Source organism: Ornatilinea apprima (genome assembly GCF_001306115.1).
Lineage (GTDB): Bacteria > Chloroflexota > Anaerolineae > Anaerolineales > Anaerolineaceae > Ornatilinea > Ornatilinea apprima.
In genome coordinates this window covers 1-16,563 of sequence record NZ_LGCL01000009.1, presented here as the reverse complement: position 1 = coordinate 16,563, position 16,563 = coordinate 1, and the positions used below count along the sequence as shown (strand labels likewise).

Here is a 16,563-nt window from a genome sequence, read left to right as displayed (position 1 = left end):
TTCCACGGCCATGACCGGAAATGAAGGGTGAACTGTCTACGCAGAAAGAAGGTAACAATAATGGAAAAAGCTCGCCAAATTGCCCTGCCCATTACCGGTATGACCTGCGCGAATTGCGTGGCGACGGTCGAGCGCAACCTGAAAAAACTAAACGGCGTGCAGGAGGCGGTGGTCAACCTTTCCTCAGAGCGCGCCGCTGTCTCATTTGACCCCGCCCTGCTCCAGCTAGACGACATCATTGGTCGGGTACAGCGCGCGGGGTATGATGTTGCCCGCGGAGAAGTGGATTTACTGCTCAAACGGGTAGCCGACGATAATGACGCACGCCGCATTGAAAAGACCCTCAAAGGATTGGAAGGTGTTCTGGATGTGAGCGTTAACCTGACGACCGAGCGCGTCAGGGCTACTTTCATTCCCACTCTCGTCAGCCAGGCAGAAATCCGCCGTGCCCTGGCCGGCGCCGGTTTTGAGGCGCAGGAATTGGGTGGCGAATTTGAAGACGCCGAAGCCAAAGCCCGTCAGGCGGAAATTGAACAGAAAACCCGCCTGCTCATAACCGGTTTGCTCTTCACAGTCCCGCTCTTTGTGCTTTCAATGGGGCGCGATTTTGGGATCATTCCCGACTCCATTGGGCACTCCAGCTGGATGAATTGGCTTCTCTTAGCCCTGGCAACGCCTGTTCAGTTTTATGTCGGCTGGGATTTCTACACTGGCGCGTATAAATCATTGCGCGCCGGATCTGCCAACATGGATGTTCTGGTGGCGATGGGGTCTTCAGCGGCCTATTTCTACTCGCTGCCGATTGTTTTCGGCTGGTTGCACGGCCACGCCTACCTTGAAACTGCGGCTGTCATCATTACCTTGATCCGCCTGGGAAAATTCCTGGAAGCGCGCGCCAAAGGCCGCACCAGTGAAGCCATCAAAAAGTTAATGAGCCTGCGGGCCAAAACCGCCCGTGTTGCCCGCGATGGTGTTGAAATGGAAATCCCAGTCGATGAAGTGCAAATCGGTGACATTGTTACCGTGCGACCCGGCGAGAAAATCCCCGTGGATGGCATCGTCGTTGAAGGCCGCTCCAGCATTGATGAATCAATGCTCACCGGCGAGTCGCTTCCGGTCGAGAAAAAACCCGGCGACCAGGTGATCGGCGCAACCATGAACCGTCAGGGCATGCTGCGTTTTGAAGCCAACCGCATCGGCAAAGAGACCGCTCTTTCACAAATCATCCGCCTTGTCGAAGAAGCCCAGGGCAGCAAAGCCTCCATCCAGCAGCTCACCGACAAAGTGTCCTCCATTTTTGTCCCAGCTGTTATCGCTATTGCCCTGCTCACCTTCCTCTATTGGTTCTTTTTTGCCCCCGCGCCTCCCAGCCACATGGGCATGGACGTGTTCACCCGCGCCCTCATTAATACCGTCGCGGTGCTGGTCATTGCCTGCCCCTGCGCGATGGGACTGGCTACTCCAACGGCCATTATGGTCGGCACTGGAAAAGGCGCCGAAAACGGGATTCTCTTCCGCTCATCCGAAGCCCTGGAGCAGGCCGGCAGAATCAAACAGGTAGTACTGGATAAAACCGGCACCATCACACGCGGCCAACCCACCGTAACCGACATCCGTCTGCAGGGGTTCTCTGGCGCAGAAAATGAACTGCTGCGCCTGGCCGCCAGCGCCGAAAAAGGCAGCGAGCACCCTCTGGCCGAAGCCATGCTGGCTGAAGCCGGCAACCGCGAGCTTTCGCTCTCACAGCCTGCCGGGTTCAAAGCCGTGGCCGGCAGCGGCGTGCAGGCCGTCGTCGATGACCGCACCGTTCAGATTGGCACCCTGCGTTGGATGAAAGAACTGGGAATGGACACTGCCAGCATTGAAGCGCAAGTGGATGCGCTGCAGGCGCAGGCCAAAACCGTGATGGCAGTTGCCGTCGACGGGCAGCTTGGCGGCCTGATTGCCGTTGCTGACACCCTGAAAGAGGGGTCACGCGAGGCTGTTTCGCAGCTGCATTCCCTGGGGCTGAAAGTCATCATGCTCACCGGCGACAACCAGAAAACCGCCGATGCTATTGCCAAAATGGTGGGCATCGACCGCGCCCTGGCCGAGGTTTTGCCCGGCGGCAAGGCAGACGAAATTAAAAAACTGCAAGAGCAAACCGGTCAGGTGATTGCAATGGTGGGTGACGGCATTAATGACGCTCCAGCCCTGGCACAAGCCAATGTGGGCATGGCCATCGGCACGGGAACCGACGTTGCCATTGCCGCAGCCCCGGTGACTCTGATGAGCGCCAACCTCACCAGCGTGCCTATGGCCGTGCGCCTTTCACGCGGCACATTAAAGACTATCCAACAGAATCTGTTCTGGGCGTTCATTTACAACATTATCCTCATTCCTGTCGCCGCTGCTGGTCTGCTCAATCCCATGCTCGCCGCTGGCGCAATGGCCTTCTCTAGCGTCTTTGTCGTTACCAACAGCCTGCGGCTAAAAAACCTGAAAATTCACAGATAGATGCACAAAAAAAGTCTGCCCCTTCAAACGGGCAGACTTTTTTTATTAACTTTAATGCAGTCACCATGATTGAACACATGAACGGGTTTGAACAGAATTGAAAGATGGTAAAATAAACAAAATTTTGCATTTAAGGAGTATATGCATGTCCATCAGTGAAGACCTGAAACTACGCGCCATCAACACCATTCGCTTCTTATCGGCAGACGGTGTTCAAAATGCCAATTCCGGTCACCCCGGTTTACCGATGGGAACCGCGGCGATTGCCTATACCATTTGGACGCGCCATCTGCGCTTCAATCCACTTAATCCAAAGTGGGCTAACCGCGACCGGTTCGTCCTATCGGGCGGGCACGGATCCATGCTGCTCTATTCATTGCTGCACCTTACCGGTTTCGATCTTCCCTTGGACGAGCTCAAAAACTTCCGCCAGTGGGGAAGCCGCACCCCCGGTCACCCAGAGTATGGGCACACTCCCGGTGTGGAAGTTACCACCGGTCCCTTGGGACAGGGATTAGCCAACGGCGTTGGTATGGCCATAGCTGAATCGCACCTGGCCGCCGAATTCAACTTGCACGGCCACAACATCATTGACCACTACACCTATGCCATCGTCACCGACGGCGACTTGCAGGAAGGCGTCGCTTCAGAAGCTGCATCCTGGGCCGGCCACCTCAAACTGGGCAAGCTCATCTACCTGTACGATGATAACCGCATTTCCATCGACGGCTCCACAGATCACTCATTCACCGAAGACCGCGGCGCTCGCTTCGCAGCGTATGGCTGGCAGGTTCTGCATGTGGCAGATGGAAACGACGTGGAAGAAATTGACCAGGCCATCAACCAGGCCAAACAGGATCCACGCCCCTCTCTGATTATTTGCCGCACGCACATTGGCTACGGTCTGCCCACCAAGCAAGACACCGCCGCCGCGCATGGCGCCCCTCCAGGAAATGAAGAACTGGATAACGCTAAACGCAATCTGGGCTGGCCGGTAGAACCGCGCTTCTACATCCCCGAAGACGTCCTCGCCCACTTCCGCGAAGCGGTAACCCGTGGCGACGCACTTGAACAGGAATGGAACGCCCGCTTCGAGCAATACGCTGCCGCCGCCCCGGAAAAAGCTGCGGAACTCAAGCGCCGCCTGTCCGGTGAGCTTCCGCAAGGGTGGGAAGAAGCCCTCAAGCCCTTCGCGCCCGACGCCAAAGGCACCGCCTCCCGCCAGGCTTCCGGCGCCGTCATTAACCAGCTCGCTGAAGTGCTTCCCGAACTGGTTGGCGGTTCCGCGGACCTGACCCCCTCCAATAACACCTGGATTAAATCCAGCAGCGCCTACCAGCACGATAACCCCGCCGGGCGTTATTTCCACTTTGGCGTGCGCGAGCATGCGATGGGCGCGGCAATGAACGGCATCGCCCTGCACGGCGGATTGATCCCATACGGCGCCACGTTCCTGGTCTTTACCGATTACGTCCGCCCCGCCATTCGCATTTCAGCCCTCTCTGGCCTGCAGACCATCTGGGTTTTCACCCACGACAGCATCGGTCTGGGTGAAGACGGCCCCACTCACCAACCCGTCGAACATTTGGCCGCCATGCGCGCCATCCCCGGCCTGGTCACCATTCGCCCCGCCGATGCCAACGAGACCCTTGAGGCCTGGAAGGTCGCCATCCGCCGCAAAAACGGCCCCACCCTTTTTGCCTTATCCCGCCAGAACCTGCCCACCCTCGACCGTTCCGTATTCGCCAAAGCGGATGGCCTTGCGAAAGGCGCTTACGTCTTGCGCGATTACGGCCAGGGCAAGCCAGAGCTGATCCTTATGGCCTCCGGCTCTGAGGTATCGCTGATCATCCAAGCCGCCGAAAAACTGGCCGCAGAAGGCCGTTCGGTGCGTGTTGTCTCCATGCCCAGTTGGGAATTATTCAAACAGCAGGATCAGGAATACCGCGATTCAGTGCTCCTGCCCGATGTGAAAGCCCGCCTGTCCGTGGAAGCAGCCGTCGCAATGGGCTGGGAACGATGGGTCGGACTGGAAGGCAAATCCATCTCCATCGAAACGTTCGGCGCTTCGGCCCCCGCGGAAAAACTCTTTGAAGAATTTGGCTTCACCGTTGAAAATGTGATTAAAACTGCCAAAGAACTGCTCGATTAAGGACCATCTTATGAAAGTCGCTTTTGCTTGTGATCATGCGGGAGTGCTGCTGCGCGATGCGGTCGTTGAGGCCATTCGCGAAGGCGGCCATACCCTTGTCGACTTTGGAATCTATTCCAAAGAAGAAAAAGCAGATTATCCCGACAAAGCGGAAGAAGCCTGCCGCGCCCTGCAAGACGGGCGGGCTGAACGCGCCGTACTGGTTTGTGGATCAGGTGTGGGTGTATGTCTCAGCGCCAATAAAATGAAAGGCATCTACGCTTCTGTCTGCCACGACACCTACACTGCCCGCCAGGGGGTCGAGCACGACCAGATGAACGCGCTCTGCATGGGAGGGCGTGTTATCGGAGACGAACTGGCCAAAGACGTGGTGAAAGCGTTTCTCAGCGCCACCCATTCTACCCAGGAACGTCATCTTCGCCGGGTGCACAAAATCCAGGCTATCGAAGAACAATCAATGAAGTAGCACGGCCGCAACGGTTCCTTAAATCGGTTACCCATCATCGCCAGACAGCCCTCCTTCAAAGACAGGTTGTCTGGCAATTTTGAAATTTTTGTTGTCGCATTTCTCTGAAAGGAAACCCATAATGAGCGATATTCCGAAACTTCACGCCCTTGGCCAATCCATTTGGTACGATAACATCCAGCGCAAGCTTCTTGAAAACGGCTACCTATCTGGCTTGATCGCCAGCGGAGACATTCGCGGTGTTACCTCTAACCCCAGCATCTTCCACGCGGCCATCACGAAATCCAGTGATTACGACGCCGCCCTGGAACCACTTGCCCAAAAAGGCCTGTCTGCGGAAGAAATCTTTTATGAGCTGGCTGTGGAAGATATTCGCAATGCCGCCGATCTCTTCCAGAACCTCTATCAAGAAACCGACGCGCTGGACGGCTACGTCAGCATTGAGGTTAGCCCCTATTTGGCGAAAGATGAGCAAGGCACCGTTGCCGAAGCCCTGCGCCTGTGGCAGTGGATTGACCGCCCCAACATCTGCATCAAGATTCCGGCCACTCAAGAAGGCATTGGCGCAATCCGCGCAGCGATAGCTGCGGGCATCAATGTTAATGTTACCCTCATCTTCTCGCTGGAGCGCTACGCCGACGTCATCGAGGCCTACCTCAGTGGGCTTGAAGACCGGGTCGCCCAAGGTCTGCCGGTGAACCATATTGCCTCGGTCGCCTCCTTCTTCGTTTCCCGCGTCGACTCCTCTGTCGACTCATTGTTGGATGCAATCGCTCAACAAGCGGGCCCAAATGCAGCCAAAGCGCAATCGCTCAAAGGCAAAGCTGCCATTGCCAACGCCCGCCTGGCCTACAACTTATTCAAAGATAAATTCTTTACTGAGCGTTTTGAAAAACTGCAGGCGCACGGTGCTCGCGTTCAGCGGCCTCTTTGGGCTTCAACCAGCACCAAAAATCCGCAATACCGCGATGTCATTTATGTGGAAGAACTCATTGGCCCTTACACCGTCAACACCATGCCGCCGCAAACCCTGGACGCTTTCCGAGATCACGGCAAAGCCGCCCTCACGGTCGACGTGCCCCGCGAGGAATCACAGGCGGTGATCAACGATCTTCAATCACTGGGAATTTCGATGAGCCAGGTTACCGAGCAGTTGGAAATTGATGGCGTTAAGGCCTTTTCAGACGCGTTCACGTCTCTGCTTACCAGTCTCGAAGAACGCGCCCAGCGCTAACAAAGAAGGCATTGAATCAGCAGCCGGCCAAAGGGATATCCCTTTGGCCGGCATTTTTTGGTATTCAACCCGCCTTACTTCTCAATTTCATTGCGCGCCATCGCCAGCGCGCCCAGCATACCGGCCTGATTACCCAAACCGGGCGGCACCACATACTCTGCCATGCGGTTAAGAATCGCTGGCGATTGGAAATAATTATTCATCTTCTCCAGCAGCTTTCCGCGAATCAGCGGGAAGAGTTGTTCTTGCTGCATTACCCCACCACCCAAAATCAAACGCTGCGGAGAAAGTACGGCAATCAGGTTCTGCAGCGCGCTGGCAATATAGTCCGCTTCCAAATCCCAGGCAGAATGGTTGGCTGGCAGCCCATCCGCAGAAACGCCCCATCTCGCCTTCAACGCGGGACCGCTGGCCATCCCCTCAAAACAGTCGCCGTGATACGGGCAGTGCCCTTCAAATGGATCACGGTCCCAATCATGCGGTAGCAGCATGTGGCCCATTTCTGGGTGTATCAGCCCGTGGAGCGGCTTCCCATCCACCACAGCCCCACCGCCAATGCCGGTGCCAATGGTAATATAAATAAAGTGTTTCAGCCCTTTTCCCGCTCCCCACATTCCTTCGCCAATGGCCGCCCCGTTTACGTCCGTATCAAACCCCACCGGAACCCCAAAAGTTTTTCGTAAAGGGCCAATCAGATCAGTATTTTTCCACCCCGGCTTGGGGGTAGAGGTGATGAACCCAAATGTAGGTGAAGAAGTATCCAGGTCAACCGGGCCAAAAGATGCCACCCCAAACGATACGAATTTCTTGCCCAGTTTCTTCTCAGCGTGTTGGAAAAAAGCCACCATCTTTCCAATCGTCTCTACTGGTGACGTCGTTGGAAATCGTTCCTCCATACGGATATCATCCGGCCCGCTTCCTGCCACACAGACAAACTTGGTGCCTCCTGCCTCAATGCCTCCAAATAAATCCATCTTGACCTCCAAATTAAAAAATCCAACCTTCACTAGTTTAACACAGTCTGCCTATCCACAAGCCCAAAAACCTTCCTTTTCTTTCACGTCTCATCAGGATAAAATGAATTCACCTTCGCCCGGAGAATATCGGCCTATGTTTTCCATCCTGCAATGTCAAAACCCGGACTGCCAGTTTCGCTTTTCTGTCGACCTGGATGCCAAATACCCACGAACCTGCCCAAAATGCAAGAGTGCGCTAAAAGAAGTGGAACCTCCCTTTTCCGCCAGGAAAATCACCCGCACCAGCCAAACGGCGCCTGTTCCACGAATAGAAGTCATGCTCGACAATATCCGCAGCACCTTCAATGTGGGCGCCATGTTCCGAAGCTGCGATGGCGCGCAAATCGCGCACATCCACTTATGCGGAACATCACCCACCCCCGAGCACCCCAAAATTGCCAAAACCAGCCTGGGAGCAGAGCTGTCCGTGCCTTGGAGCTACCACAGAAACGGGTTGCAGGCGGCACAGCATCTAAAAGACCGTGGATACCTGGTCTGGTCGCTGGAAGGCGGAGAAAACGCGGTCTCTCTTTTCAAGAGCCGCTTCCCCTCCGTACAGCCGCCGCTTCTACTGGTGGTGGGCAATGAGGTTACCGGTGTAGACCCTGGGATTTTGCGAATCTCGGATCAGATTGTCTATTTACCCATGTCTGGCGCCAAAGAATCTCTCAATGTTGCCATCGCCTTTGGGATCGCGGTATACTTTTTGCGTTTCAAAGTGTGATACAATAAATTGGTTATCGCTATGCGAAATTCACCAAGCGCGTCAAGCTTTTCCTTTTATCCATCCGCGGTGTTCTCAGAGTGAATACTGCCCTTGAAGAAAGGAGTTTTTTTATGTTTGCAGTCATGTTTGTTTTAGATGATCCCAATGAATTAGATTCAATTTTGAATGCCTGGGAAAAAGCCGGAATAACCGGCGTAACGATTATTGAGAGTACCGGTTTTCACCGCTGGCGCACACAGCGCAAGCACATCCCCCTACTCTTTGATGTTCAACCGGTCATGGTTGGTGCCGAATCGGGAAATTACACCCTGGTTACCATTGTAGAAAAACAGGAACTCATCGATGCCTGTGTTGAGGCCACAGAAAAAGTCGTTGGAAAATTAACTGAACCCAACACAGGCGTGCTGATGGCCTGGCCCTTGAGCATGGTTTGCGGTATTCCCAAAGACCGCCAGAAGAAAGAGGGCAATAAATGATCTGGGTCGAGTTCTTGTTTTATTCTGCGATCATCGTTTATTCAGCGATTAAATTGGCCGAATATGGCGATGTGATCGCAATTCGCACCCGTTTGGGTGGTATGCTGATTGGCATTATCTTAATGGCTGGCGCTACCTCCCTGCCCGAACTGCTCACCACCATCAATGCAATCTCGCAGGGTGTGCCCAACCTGGCTGCAGGCAATATGTTCGGCAGCAATATGTTTAACATGTTTATTCTGGGAGCGATGGGGTTAATTAACATCCGTACCCGCATCCTGCGCAAAGTCGCCCGCCGCCACGCCCTCACCGGCGCGCTGACCATCTTGATGATTTGCTTTGCCATTTTCTTCGTCCTGGCCGATCTGGAAATCAAAATCGGATGGGTGGGCATCGATAGCATAATACTGCTCTTCACCTATATCGCGGCGCTTCTTATTATTCAAAAAGACTCACATACCGCCCATGAAATTGCCGAGGCGCAGGAGGATGATTTTGAAGGGATTCCCTCGCTCGCTGCTGGGCTGTTGGGGTTTGCCTTGTCCACCGCGCTGCTCATCATCGTTATGCCCGCTCTAGTCGGCACAAGCGCAGAAATCGCCGAGATCACCGGGCTGGGAACCGGCTTTGTCGGCACCACCCTGGTAGCCATCGTTACTTCATTACCAGAGATGATCACCACCATCGCCGCTGTGCGTCTGGGCGTGTACGACATGGCAGTGGGCAACCTCTTCGGTAGCAACATGTTCAATATGTTCTCGCTGGGTATATCCGATGTGATCATGACCAAAGGACTATTCATGAGCGTGATCAGCGATGACTTTATTATTGTGGGCATGTTAGGTCTGATCATGACCGCGTTGGGGCTGGTGGGCAACCTGGCAAAGCTGGAGCGCAAGTTCATCATTTTTGAATTTGACGCGCTGGCATTAATCGTCACCTACATCCTGGGAATGGGGCTGATTTATCTGCGTGGTATTGCGATATAAAGAGGTTCCCCGCGCCAGGCTTGACGGAATATGGGTTACAGAATAAAATTTGATCCGCAAAACTTATGGCTTCGGCCAAATTTTTAAGTCAGAGCGAAGGTAGCCCGCTTGGAACCGGGTAAGAGGCGCTCGAAGGATTTGAAATGGAAAAGATTGTTTTAGATGCAACTCGCCGCTCTGTGATCGGCAAACAGGTCAACTCGCTCCGCCGTGACGGGAAGCTTCCCGCCGTCATGTATGGCCACAACTTTGAGCCCACCCCCATCACCCTGGACCTGCACACCACCTCGATTGTGCTTAGTGGAGTGTCGTCTTCCCACCTCATCACCATCAAACTTGAGGGCAAAGAATACGCCACCCTGATCCGTGAAAAGCAGCGCGATTTCATCAAAGGCACACTGCGCCATATCGATTTTCAGGTAGTTTCTCTCACCGAGAAAATCCGCACTTCGGTTCAGGTTGAACTCACCGGTGAATCCCCGGCTGTTCGCCTGTACAACGGCGTGGTTGTTAATGGCATCACTGAAGTTGAAATCGAAGCCCTGCCCCAAGACCTGCCCGATCGCCTGACCCTTGATCTTTCTTCCCTGAAAGAGATCGGCGATGGCCTGTATGTTAAAGACCTTCCAGTTTCGGATAAAGTGGTCATTCTTACTGACGCTGAAGAAATGGTTGCAGTTATTACCGCCGGCGCAGGCGAAGAAGTTGAAGCGGTCGCAGTTGAGACGGCTGAACCTGAAGTCATCGAACGCGGCAAGAAAGAAGAAGAGGAAGAGTAATCTTCTCTCCCCAAAAGCAAAAACAGAGCGGCCGGTTTTGCCTGCCGCTCTGTTTTTTTTATCTAACACCCCATCCAATCCATTTTTCTCAAGAACTGATGGGTAATGCTTGCGGTGATCCCCCACAACAGCTCACCATCATATCGCTCATACTGGATCACTTGGTGATGGTTATACGCCACTTCAGTCCAATTTTTACAATCTCCCAACCAGCCCACTGGGATAGTGAAGACCCGGTTCACCTCCTGTGGAGAAAGGGTAAGCCGCACAGGCCAATCCAATCTTGCCACAATGGGAATAACCTCATACCGCGAAATGGTCTCAAACGGTTCCAGTTTTCCTAACACCTTCACACAGGCGGGGTCTAAACCAATTTCTTCTTGCGCTTCGCGCAGGGCGGTTTCTTCGTCCGACAGATCAAAAGCCTCTCGCGCCCCACCCGGGAAAGAAACCTGCCCTTTATGGTCAAGCACTGTATCCGTGCGGCGGGTGAACAGCAAATTCCATTGGCCGTCTGCCTGCAGCAGCGGAATCAACACCGCCGCCCGCCGCAGATCCTGTGCAGTCCGGGTAGATACCCCAACAACCGGTAAATGCTGCTGAACCCAGGCATCCAATGCGTCTGGGTGCTGTAAACGATTCACCATTGACTGATCATCCATCTACAAAACCTCTAATCCGCATCACGCGCTTCCGGCATTTCCGCGTCCTCTTCTGGCATGGATTCTTCCAGATCATAAACGGAAGTGATCTCCACCAATGGCCGTGCAAAAACCAGATAACCTGTATGCGCCACCATGCGGTCAACCGGCCGAAAACGTCCCGGTTCGCACTTATAATACCTCACCATCGTCTCCACCGTCTCAATAAAGGCAAATCCGTGCATGCGTAGCGTGTGAATTAACGTTGAAACCTGGTTGGTGGTAGGTTGAATGCTGCCAAAAAATCCTCCCGGTTTCAATGCCTTGCGTACCTGGGGAATATAATCACAGGGATTGTTCACATCCAGGAATAAGGCGTCAATGCCTTCTTCATCAAAGCCCTCTGAAATATCGCGAGCTTTGAACGTAACCCGCTCTTCTAATCCCAGGCGCTTCAAATTGCGCCCTGCCAGTTCTTGCGGCTCTTTTTTGCGCTCATAAGAGTATACATGGCCCGTATCACCAACGGCGTAAGCCAGCGCAGTGGTAAAGGATCCCGACCCAGTTCCAGCCTCCACAACCACCTGTCCGGGGCCAATGCCCATATTGATCAGGATGAATCCGATGTCTTTCGGGTACATAATTTGAGTGTTGCGCGGAAGAGAGCGCAGCACCTCGCCCAAAGCTGGCTGCAGCAGAAAAAATGGGCTGCCCTTATGGCTGTAGATCCGGCTGCCCCAGGGTTTACCAATCAAATCATCATGGCATACAATCCCGCGATGTGTATGCAGTTTCTCTCCCGCTTTCAAAGTAAAAATAAAATTTTTATAGCGCAAGCCAACTAACTGGGCCAAATCGCCTTCTCTAGCGTGCGTACCGTGTAAATTCCAGCTCAATCTCTACCGCCTTTCAATGGTCCTCTTCACAGTGATTCTGATTTTACCACCTTACAACTTTATAAAGATTATTGTCTGACCATTGACAATTTTCAGGTTTCGGTGTTAAAATTCTGTTAACGTTATGGCAGAGAAGTGGCTTATTCAGCAGAAGTTCGAAGGAAACCGGTCTTAGGTTTTTCGACCGGGTTTTTGCTTTAATGGGCTGGCCAGCAGACCTCTCGACTGCTTAGATTCACCACTCTCGCCAGTCGGATAAATAGATTTTGTTTCAAACGTAAGGAGTTACATACATGAACGAGCGTGTCACCGGCACCGTAAAGTGGTTCAACACCAGCAAAGGCTACGGCTTTATTTCTCGCCCCGAGGGGCCCGATGTCTTTGTGCATTACTCAGCAATCGAAGCCGAGGGGTTTCGCAATTTGGAAGAAGGCCAAACCGTTGAATTCAACATCGAAGAAGGCCCCAAAGGATTGCAGGCCAGCAAGGTTCACCTTATCTAATCGCCCATCCATTTAAAATGGCAAGGGTATGGACCGCTGGCCTCCATACCCTTTTTCTTTTCTTTGGGTTAGTCAGCCTGAATCAGGCTCAACCAGTACCCCCCGCCAAGAAACAACAGACTGCCGATCAAACCCATCCCCACATTCAGCGGTCCAATGGTCCAAAACACCAGGCCCATCATCGTCCCCAAAATAACCCCGGCCCAAAATCCAACCCAGCCCAGCAGAATATATAGCAGCAACTTACCCGGACCGCCGCCCTTCCATAAATGGAACAACGCTCCTGGCAATGTTGATATTACGACTCCCAGCACAATTGAAGGAAATGTCATCGCGCGCGTCTCCTATTTTGATAACCAAGACCGTTATCGATCCGAATTGATCACACCACCGCCCAGCACACGATCATCGTCATAAAAAACGGCGATTTGCCCCGGTGTAATGTCACGTATGGGGGTTTTGAATTCCACCTTAACCGTGGTCTTTCCAGTTACCGTGATCTGCCCTTTAACTGGTTTCGCCTTATAGCGGATCTTCACATCAACCACCGATCCATCATCCAGTTCGCGGCCGCTGATCCAATTCACACCTTCCACAACCATCACTTGATGCCCCAATTCCGCACGTGTGCCGACCACCACCTCATTTCGCTCAAGGTTCTTTTCCAACACATACAGCGGTTCCGGGCGATAAATTCCCAGTCCCTTGCGCTGACCAATGGTATAAAACGCCAGTCCTTCGTGCTCGCCAAGCTGGTTACCTTGTTGATCAACAATCTTACCCGGTTTTCTGACTTCCGGTGAATAGCGCAGTAAAAAGCCTCGGTAATCGCCATCGGGTAAAAAGCACAGGTCCTGGCTGTCTTGCTGGCTGGCAGTGGGCAGCCCAAATTCCTGCGCCAACTCCCGCACGCGTCGCTTGGTATACTCACCCAGCGGAAAGATCGTCCGCGAAAGCTCGGCCTGAGTTAGCATGCACAGCATATACGCCTGGTCTTTTGAGCCATCCTTGCCAGTGCGCAGCTCAAACAGTCCTTCAGGATCGCGTATTACCCGCGCGTAATGCCCGGTAGCAACAAACTCAGCGCCAATCCGGTCTGCCGCGTCCAGCATGGCTTTCCATTTGATCGCCCGGTTACAAAACACGCACGGGCTGGGGGTTAAACCGTTCTGATAATCCTTAATGAAAGAATGGACCACTTTCTCCCGAAATTCCGCCTGAATATCAATCACCTCAAACGGGATTCCCAGCGTGTTGGCCACGCTTCGAGCAGATTCGATGGGGTCAATTACGCTGTGACTGCCCAACAGGTGCTCGGCCTTCCAGGTTTTCAACATAAACCCGGCCACATCATAGCCATCGCTCTTCAACAGCGCCGCCGCCAAAGAACTATCCACACCGCCGCTCATCGCGACAGCTACCTTAGGTGAGTTGTCTCGTGTCATAGTCCATTTCCACGTACCGTTAATCATCTTTCTACACTCCACCCATTATAGCATCTGTATTTTGCCTACACACCCCAAAGGTTGTTATAATAATGCCAGCAAGAATAAAACCACGGAGGAATTATGGCCTTTAAAATCAAGTTTGGTACCGATGGCTGGCGCGGTAAAATCGCCGAAGATTATACCTTTGATAATGTCCGGCGCTGTGCTCAGGGCTATGCCAATTATTTCAATCAGATTGGCAAATCAGGCAAATGGATCGTCGTTGGTCATGACATGCGCTTTCATTCCGAAAACTTTGCTCTGGCCACCGCCGAGGTATTGGTTGCCAATGGCTTCAAAGTGTATCTTACTGATGGCCCAACCCCCACTCCGGTGATCGCTTACGCAATCGTCAATAAGAAAGCTGCCGGGGGTATCAACATTACCGCCTCTCACAACCCGCCGACTGACAACGGTTTCAAAGTCCGCGATGAAAACGGCGGCGCGATTGACCCTGAAGGGTTAAAGAAAATCGAAAGCCTCATTCCAGATGAGATGGAAGCGGTGAAGCGCGTCTCCGCCAAAGAAGCTGAAGCCGATGGCCGCATTGTGCGCTTTGACCCGGCTCCCGCCTATATCGAAAATATCCAAAAACTGGTCGATCTGGAACCCATTCGCCAGGCCGGTTTCAAAATCCTCGTAGACCCCATGTGGGGAAACGGCATAGGCTGGTTCCCGCGCTTGCTGGCTGGCGGAAAAACCGAGGTCATCGAAATTCACAACCACCGAAATCCAACTTTCCCCGAAATGAGCCGCCCCGAGCCAATCCCGCCCAATATCAATGTGGGTCTGCAAACCACCGTCGATCAAAATGCCGACGTCCTCATCATCCTGGACGGCGATGCGGACCGTGTGGGCATTGGTGACGAGAAGGGCAACTTCATTAACCAACTGCAGGTCTACGCGCTGTTGGCCTTATACCTTCTCGAAGTCAAAGGTCAGCGCGGCCCCATTGTAAAAACGCTTTCCACCACCAGCATGCTCGAAAAGCTTGGCAAGCTCTATAACATTCCTGTTCACGAAACTGGTGTGGGATTCAAATATGTCGCCCCAAAAATGATGGAAACCAACGCCATGATCGGCGGCGAAGAGTCGGGCGGCTATGCCTTTGCCAACCACGTCCCGGAACGAGACGGCATTCTCGCCGGCCTGTTTATGCTGGATATGATGGTCAAACTGAAATCCAAGCCTTCTGAACTGCTCGCCTTGCTCTTCAGTAAAATTGGCGCGCATTACTACGACCGCATCGACCGCGAATTCAGCGGCAACCGCTCTGACCGCGAAGCGAAAATCGTCAACGCCAATCCGCCGACCATTGGTGGGCTGAAGGTAACCGGCCTCAATACGATGGACGGATTCAAATTTGGTCTTGAAGATGGTGGCTGGCTGCTGATCCGCTTCTCTGGCACCGAGCCGATCATGCGGGTTTATTGTGAAACCACCCATGCTGACAGAGTGCAGCCCATTCTTCAGGATGGTCTTCGAATTGCAGGGCTTGTGTAATTGCAACTCGTCGATACGCACTGCCACTTAAACTACACTTCATTCCATGACGACCTGGAAGCAGTTTTACAACGCTCCAGGTCTCATGGAATAGGCCGGATTCTCATCCCAGGCACCGATTTGCCATCCAGCCAATTGGCCGTTGACCTTTGCGCCCGGCATCCGGGGCTATTTGCGGCTGTGGGGGTTCACCCCAACGATGCCAACACCTGGCAGCCCGGCACACCAGAAGAGCTTCGCCAATTGGCAGCCAACCCGGCTGTGGTCGCCATCGGCGAGATCGGGCTCGATTTTTACCGGGATCACGCCCCGCGTGATCTGCAAATCGCCATCTTCTCAGCTCAATTGGAACTGGCCGGTCAGCTTCAGAAACCCGTTGTCATTCACAGCCGCGCCGCGCTGGACGATGTCATTTCTATTTTGGAAACCTGGCGCGCGGACCTAGAAAAGACGGGCAGCCCGCTGGCTGCTCATCCGGGAGTTCTGCACTCATATGAAGGCGGCTTGGAACAAGCCAGCTTTGCTGTGGAGATGGGGTTCAAAATTGGCATTGGTGGGCCGGTTACCTATAAAAATGCCCTCGATAAACAAGCCGTAGCCCAAAACCTGCCCCTGGAAGCCCTGCTGTTGGAAACCGACGCGCCCTTTTTATCTCCCCATCCGCACCGCGGCCAGCGCAATGAGCCTGCCTGGGTCAGCCTGGTTGCCGAAAAAGTGGCCGCAATTCGCGGCCTTGCGCTGGAACAGGTCGCCACGCAGACCACATCAAACGCGCAAGAGTTGTTCGCATGGCCGTATTAATGGTTTGCGTTTCTCGCTTCTACTCATGCGTCCGGCTTCCAGTCAGCCCGGATCATTGTCCTGCAATTTCCGCAAAATTAATAGAAAAAAACCGCGAAAATCGCGGTTTCGGGTGTGCGCTGGGGGGGAATCGAACCCCCACGCCTTTCGGCACATGGCCCTCAACCATGCCTGTCTGCCAGTTCCAGCACCAGCGCAAACGTAGCGATATTATAACCCGCAATAAAGGATTGTCAAGGAAATCACAAAAGTTAATAATGCATTGAACTTATTAGAAGTCATCTCAAAAATAGTGTTTGAGTAAGATCACCAAGCAGCCCAAATGGACAAAGCCGATATAGTTCTCAACCAAGCGATCAAACCGAACCAGGATACGACGATAATTCTGAAGCCATGC

16 protein-coding genes and 1 tRNA gene are annotated in these 16,563 nt (G+C 53.4%); 11 read left to right on the top strand and 6 right to left on the bottom strand.

Annotated elements, in window-relative coordinates:
* The first annotated feature begins 60 nt into the window (after positions 1–60).
* From ADN00_RS02225 to tal, 4 genes are all read left to right on the top strand, one after another.
* Positions 61–2,496 carry a heavy metal translocating P-type ATPase gene (locus ADN00_RS02225; RefSeq protein ID WP_075061325.1) on the top strand — a complete coding sequence of 812 codons (2,436 nt, stop codon included), beginning with the start codon at positions 61–63 and terminating at the stop codon, positions 2,494–2,496.
* 145 nt (positions 2,497–2,641) lie between these two features.
* On the top strand, positions 2,642–4,648 hold the full coding sequence (tkt, locus tag ADN00_RS02220; protein WP_082389809.1) for a transketolase: 2,007 nt from the start codon (positions 2,642–2,644) through the stop codon (positions 4,646–4,648).
* Positions 4,649–4,658: 10 nt separating this feature from the next.
* Positions 4,659–5,114, top strand: coding sequence for a ribose 5-phosphate isomerase B (gene rpiB / locus ADN00_RS02215; protein WP_075061324.1), 456 nt, complete (start codon positions 4,659–4,661; stop codon positions 5,112–5,114).
* Positions 5,115–5,235: 121 nt separating this feature from the next.
* Positions 5,236–6,348, top strand: coding sequence for a transaldolase (gene tal / locus ADN00_RS02210; protein ID WP_075061323.1), 1,113 nt, complete (start codon positions 5,236–5,238; stop codon positions 6,346–6,348).
* A 74-nt stretch (positions 6,349–6,422) separates the two neighbouring features.
* On the opposite strand, the gene ADN00_RS02205 is transcribed toward tal, so the two are convergent.
* Complete coding sequence (locus ADN00_RS02205; protein WP_075061322.1) at positions 6,423–7,322, bottom strand: ROK family protein; 900 nt, start codon at positions 7,320–7,322, stop codon at positions 6,423–6,425.
* Between the two features lie 136 nt (positions 7,323–7,458).
* Here ADN00_RS02205 and ADN00_RS02200 point away from each other — a divergent pair, with 136 nt between their 5' ends.
* The 4 genes from ADN00_RS02200 (at position 7,459) to ADN00_RS02185 (ending at position 10,335) form a co-directional block, all read left to right on the top strand.
* A complete protein-coding gene (locus tag ADN00_RS02200; protein ID WP_075061321.1) occupies positions 7,459–8,088 on the top strand; it encodes an RNA methyltransferase in 630 nt (209 codons plus the stop codon).
* A 113-nt stretch (positions 8,089–8,201) separates the two neighbouring features.
* A complete protein-coding gene (locus ADN00_RS02195) occupies positions 8,202–8,567 on the top strand; it encodes a hypothetical protein (protein ID WP_075061320.1) in 366 nt (121 codons plus the stop codon).
* Positions 8,564–9,556 carry a sodium:calcium antiporter gene (locus ADN00_RS02190; RefSeq protein WP_075061319.1) on the top strand — a complete coding sequence of 331 codons (993 nt, stop codon included), beginning with the start codon at positions 8,564–8,566 and terminating at the stop codon, positions 9,554–9,556. The genes ADN00_RS02195 and ADN00_RS02190 overlap by 4 nt, the downstream gene beginning before the upstream one ends.
* 143 nt (positions 9,557–9,699) lie before the next feature.
* Complete coding sequence (locus tag ADN00_RS02185) at positions 9,700–10,335, top strand: 50S ribosomal protein L25 (protein WP_075061318.1); 636 nt, start codon at positions 9,700–9,702, stop codon at positions 10,333–10,335.
* Between the two features lie 62 nt (positions 10,336–10,397).
* Here the strand turns inward: ADN00_RS02185 and ADN00_RS02180 are convergent, their stop codons facing one another.
* Together ADN00_RS02180 and ADN00_RS02175 are read right to left on the bottom strand one after the other, a co-directional pair.
* A complete protein-coding gene (locus ADN00_RS02180; protein ID WP_160317453.1) occupies positions 10,398–10,982 on the bottom strand; it encodes an NUDIX hydrolase in 585 nt (194 codons plus the stop codon).
* Positions 10,983–11,008: 26 nt separating this feature from the next.
* A complete protein-coding gene (locus ADN00_RS02175; RefSeq protein ID WP_075061316.1) occupies positions 11,009–11,872 on the bottom strand; it encodes a tRNA (adenine-N1)-methyltransferase in 864 nt (287 codons plus the stop codon).
* Between the two features lie 293 nt (positions 11,873–12,165).
* Between ADN00_RS02175 and ADN00_RS02170 the strand changes: the two genes are divergently transcribed.
* A complete protein-coding gene (locus tag ADN00_RS02170) occupies positions 12,166–12,375 on the top strand; it encodes a cold-shock protein (protein WP_075061315.1) in 210 nt (69 codons plus the stop codon).
* Between the two features lie 68 nt (positions 12,376–12,443).
* Here ADN00_RS02170 and ADN00_RS02165 read toward each other — a convergent pair whose 3' ends face one another.
* Both ADN00_RS02165 and mnmA read right to left on the bottom strand, forming a co-directional pair.
* A complete protein-coding gene (locus ADN00_RS02165) occupies positions 12,444–12,707 on the bottom strand; it encodes a hypothetical protein (RefSeq protein WP_075061314.1) in 264 nt (87 codons plus the stop codon).
* Positions 12,708–12,740: 33 nt separating this feature from the next.
* Positions 12,741–13,820, bottom strand: coding sequence for a tRNA 2-thiouridine(34) synthase MnmA (gene mnmA, locus ADN00_RS02160; protein WP_075061313.1), 1,080 nt, complete (start codon positions 13,818–13,820; stop codon positions 12,741–12,743).
* Positions 13,821–13,943: 123 nt separating this feature from the next.
* Between mnmA and ADN00_RS02155 the strand changes: the two genes are divergently transcribed.
* The gene (locus ADN00_RS02155) at positions 13,944–15,365 is read left to right on the top strand and encodes a phosphoglucomutase/phosphomannomutase family protein (protein WP_075061312.1); all 1,422 of its coding nucleotides are present in this window, start codon (positions 13,944–13,946) and stop codon (positions 15,363–15,365) included.
* Positions 15,366–16,166: a TatD family hydrolase gene (locus tag ADN00_RS02150; protein WP_075061311.1), complete on the top strand. Its 801-nt coding sequence runs from the start codon at positions 15,366–15,368 to the stop codon at positions 16,164–16,166.
* Positions 16,167–16,281: 115 nt separating this feature from the next.
* Here ADN00_RS02150 and ADN00_RS02145 read toward each other — a convergent pair.
* Positions 16,282–16,363: transfer RNA gene (locus ADN00_RS02145), tRNA-Leu, on the bottom strand.
* Positions 16,364–16,563: the final 200 nt, after the last annotated feature.

Bases quoted from the DNA above. Each gene is read 5' to 3' on its own strand.
- ADN00_RS02225 (WP_075061325.1), top strand. From the start codon at position 61: ATGGAAAAAGCTCGCCAAATTGCCCTGCCCATTACCGGTATGACCTGC.
- tkt (WP_082389809.1), top strand. From the start codon at position 2,642: ATGTCCATCAGTGAAGACCTGAAACTACGCGCCATCAACACCATTCGC.
- rpiB (WP_075061324.1), top strand. From the start codon at position 4,659: ATGAAAGTCGCTTTTGCTTGTGATCATGCGGGAGTGCTGCTGCGCGAT.
- tal (WP_075061323.1), top strand. From the start codon at position 5,236: ATGAGCGATATTCCGAAACTTCACGCCCTTGGCCAATCCATTTGGTAC.
- ADN00_RS02205 (WP_075061322.1), bottom strand. From the start codon at position 7,322: ATGGATTTATTTGGAGGCATTGAGGCAGGAGGCACCAAGTTTGTCTGT.
- ADN00_RS02200 (WP_075061321.1), top strand. From the start codon at position 7,459: ATGTTTTCCATCCTGCAATGTCAAAACCCGGACTGCCAGTTTCGCTTT.
- ADN00_RS02195 (WP_075061320.1), top strand. From the start codon at position 8,202: ATGTTTGCAGTCATGTTTGTTTTAGATGATCCCAATGAATTAGATTCA.
- ADN00_RS02190 (WP_075061319.1), top strand. From the start codon at position 8,564: ATGATCTGGGTCGAGTTCTTGTTTTATTCTGCGATCATCGTTTATTCA.
- ADN00_RS02185 (WP_075061318.1), top strand. From the start codon at position 9,700: ATGGAAAAGATTGTTTTAGATGCAACTCGCCGCTCTGTGATCGGCAAA.
- ADN00_RS02180 (WP_160317453.1), bottom strand. From the start codon at position 10,982: ATGGTGAATCGTTTACAGCACCCAGACGCATTGGATGCCTGGGTTCAG.
- ADN00_RS02170 (WP_075061315.1), top strand. From the start codon at position 12,166: ATGAACGAGCGTGTCACCGGCACCGTAAAGTGGTTCAACACCAGCAAA.
- ADN00_RS02165 (WP_075061314.1), bottom strand. From the start codon at position 12,707: ATGACATTTCCTTCAATTGTGCTGGGAGTCGTAATATCAACATTGCCA.
- mnmA (WP_075061313.1), bottom strand. From the start codon at position 13,820: ATGACACGAGACAACTCACCTAAGGTAGCTGTCGCGATGAGCGGCGGT.
- ADN00_RS02155 (WP_075061312.1), top strand. From the start codon at position 13,944: ATGGCCTTTAAAATCAAGTTTGGTACCGATGGCTGGCGCGGTAAAATC.